The sequence below is a fragment of the Streptomyces sp. SID1328 genome, assembly GCF_009865595.1.
GTDB lineage: Bacteria > Actinomycetota > Actinomycetes > Streptomycetales > Streptomycetaceae > Streptomyces > Streptomyces griseoluteus.
The window spans coordinates 1-2,347 of record NZ_WWKH01000156.1 but is presented as its reverse complement, the minus strand read 5'-3'; the positions used below and the strand labels follow the sequence as shown (position 1 = coordinate 2,347).

The 2,347-nt window shown below is 77.4% G+C and carries 2 pseudogenes; one reads left to right on the top strand and one right to left on the bottom strand.

Annotated features, from left to right (window positions below):
* Positions 1 to 935: pseudogene (locus GT030_RS04745) on the top strand (tetratricopeptide repeat protein); the annotation flags it as partial.
* Between the two features lie 10 nt (positions 936 to 945).
* On the opposite strand, the pseudogene GT030_RS04740 reads toward GT030_RS04745, so the two are convergent.
* Positions 946 to 2,347, bottom strand: a pseudogene (locus tag GT030_RS04740) (DAK2 domain-containing protein); the annotation flags it as partial.

Genomic DNA, 2,347 nt, shown 5'->3' with positions numbered 1-2,347 from the left:
AGCTCCATCTTCAGCTCGCGGAGCTGATCGGGGCGCGGGGCGGCACCGAGGAGGCGGCCGGGCATGCCCTCCAGGCCGCGCACTGGGCGGACGAGGCGGGCGAGAGCGGAACCTTCGGCGCCTGGGGCCGGCATCTGCTGGGCGGGCTGCTGCTGCGCCAGGGGCGCTGGACGGAGGCGGCCGAGGTGCTGGAGTCGGCGCTCACCGAGCTGTCGGCCGAGGTGCACGGGGACGGCGCGCTGGTGCAGACCCGCTGGTGGCTCGGGGACTGCCTGAGCGAGCTGGGCGAGCACCGTCAGGCGGCCGAGCACCGGCTGCTGGCGGCCGGCATCGCCGAGCACTGGCCGGAGCAGCAGGACCACGCCACGCTGGCCCACCTGGCCGGGGAGTCCCTGGCCGAGGCGGATCTCCCCGCGGAGGCGGACCGGGCGTACGTACGGGCGGGCGAGCTGTGGGAGGCGCTGGGCAACCCGTACTTCACCGTGCGTGCGCTGCGAGCCCGTGCCTGGCTGGCGCCCCGGCTGGAGGCGGGGGTGCCGGGCGCGCGGGCGCTGATGGCGCGGGCGGCGCGGGTGTGCGGGGAGGCGCTGGCGGAGGCGGACGACTCGCTGGAGGAGGCCCGGCTGACCACCGAACTCGCGCACACGCACCGCCAGTTCGGCGAACTGCTGGCCGCGGTGGCACAGGAGCGCGGGGAGGCGCTGGCGGAGCTGGAGCGGTCGGCCGCGCTGTTCGCCACCCTCGGCACGGACGGCCTGCACGGCCGCACCGGCGCCGAACTGGCCGCCGCCGCGCTGGAGGCCGAGCTGGGGCGGACGGCCGAGGCACGGGCACGCGCGCGTGCCGTCCTCGCGGCCTACGAGGGCGCCGACGCCACGGACGAAACGGTCCGCCTCCGGCGCGAGACGGCGTCCCGTCTGCTGGACGGGGAGTGACCCCGGCCGCTCACTCCACGCCGATGAGCAGCGGCGCGCCCTGCCGGCCGCCCCGGTAGACCACGGTGTCGACGGCGAGGTAGGACTCGCGGACGCGGGCTTCGAGGCGGTCGGCGACGGCCTCGGGGGCGTCGTCGCCGACGACCAGGGTGACCAGCTCTCCGCCGGCCTGGAGCATGCGGTCGAGCACGGTCTCGGCGGTGCCGGTGAGGTCGGGGCCGATCACGGCGACGTCGCCGTCGATCAGCCCGAGTGCGTCCCCGGCCTGGCAGATCCCGGCCGTGGTCCACGACTGGCGCTCGGCGACGAGCACCTCGGCGTACCGGGTGGCACCGGCGGCCGAGGTCATCTGGACCACGTCCTCGTCGAACCGGCGCTCCGGTTCGTGCACGGCCAGCGCGGCGATGCCCTGGACCGCCGAGCGGGTCGGGATCAGGGCGACCCGGACGCCCTCGGCGCGTACCTGCTCGGCGGCCGCGGCGGCCGTGTGGCGCAGTTCGGCGTCGTTGGGCAGCAGGACGACCTCGCGGGCGTGCGCGCGCCGGAGCGCCTGGGCCAGCTCCCCGCTGGCGGGCGGCTCACCGGGGCGGGCGAGGACGGTGGTGGCGCCCGCCTCGGCGTACAGCCCGGCCAGCCCCTCGCCGGGCACCACGGCGACGACGGCCCGCTGCGCCGGTTCGCGCGGCGGCCGTTCCCCGCCCGTGTGGACGTCGCCGACGGCGAAGTGGGTGATCCTGATCCGGTACGGCCGCCCGGCCTCGACGCCCGCCTCCACGGCGGCACCTGCGTCGTCCACGTGCACATGGACGTTCCACAGCCCGTCGCCGCCGACCACGACCAGGGAGTCGCCGAGGGTGTCGAGCCGTTCCCGAAGACGGGTCACGGCCGCGTCGTCGGCCTCCAGCAGGTAGATGACCTCGTAGGCGGGCCCGCCCTCCCCCGCGTGTTCGGGGGCCTCCGGACAGACGTCGGCCCCGGCCGCCCCGGCGTACGTCTCCTCGGGCACCGCCTCTCCCGTGACCGCCTCCACCAGGGAGGCCAGCACGGTCACCAGACCGCGTCCACCCGCGTCCACGACCCCGGCGCGGCCGAGCACGGCCAGTTGCCGGGGGGTGGCGGCCAGGGCGGCGCGCGCTCCCTCGTAGGCGGCCAGGACGACTGCCCGGCAGTCGCCCTCGCCTCCGTCGGCCGCGTCGGCGGCGGCCGAGGCGACGGTGAGCACGGTGCCCTCGACCGGGTGGCGACGGCCTCGCGGGCGGCGTCGGCGGCCCGGCGCAGCGCCCGCCGCAGATCGGTGCCGTCGACGTGAGACACGTCACCCGCGCCGTCGGCGGCGAGCACCTGGGCCATGCCGCGCAGGAGCTGGGCGAGGATCGTGCCGGAGTTGCCGCGGGCGCCGATCAGCGCGCCGT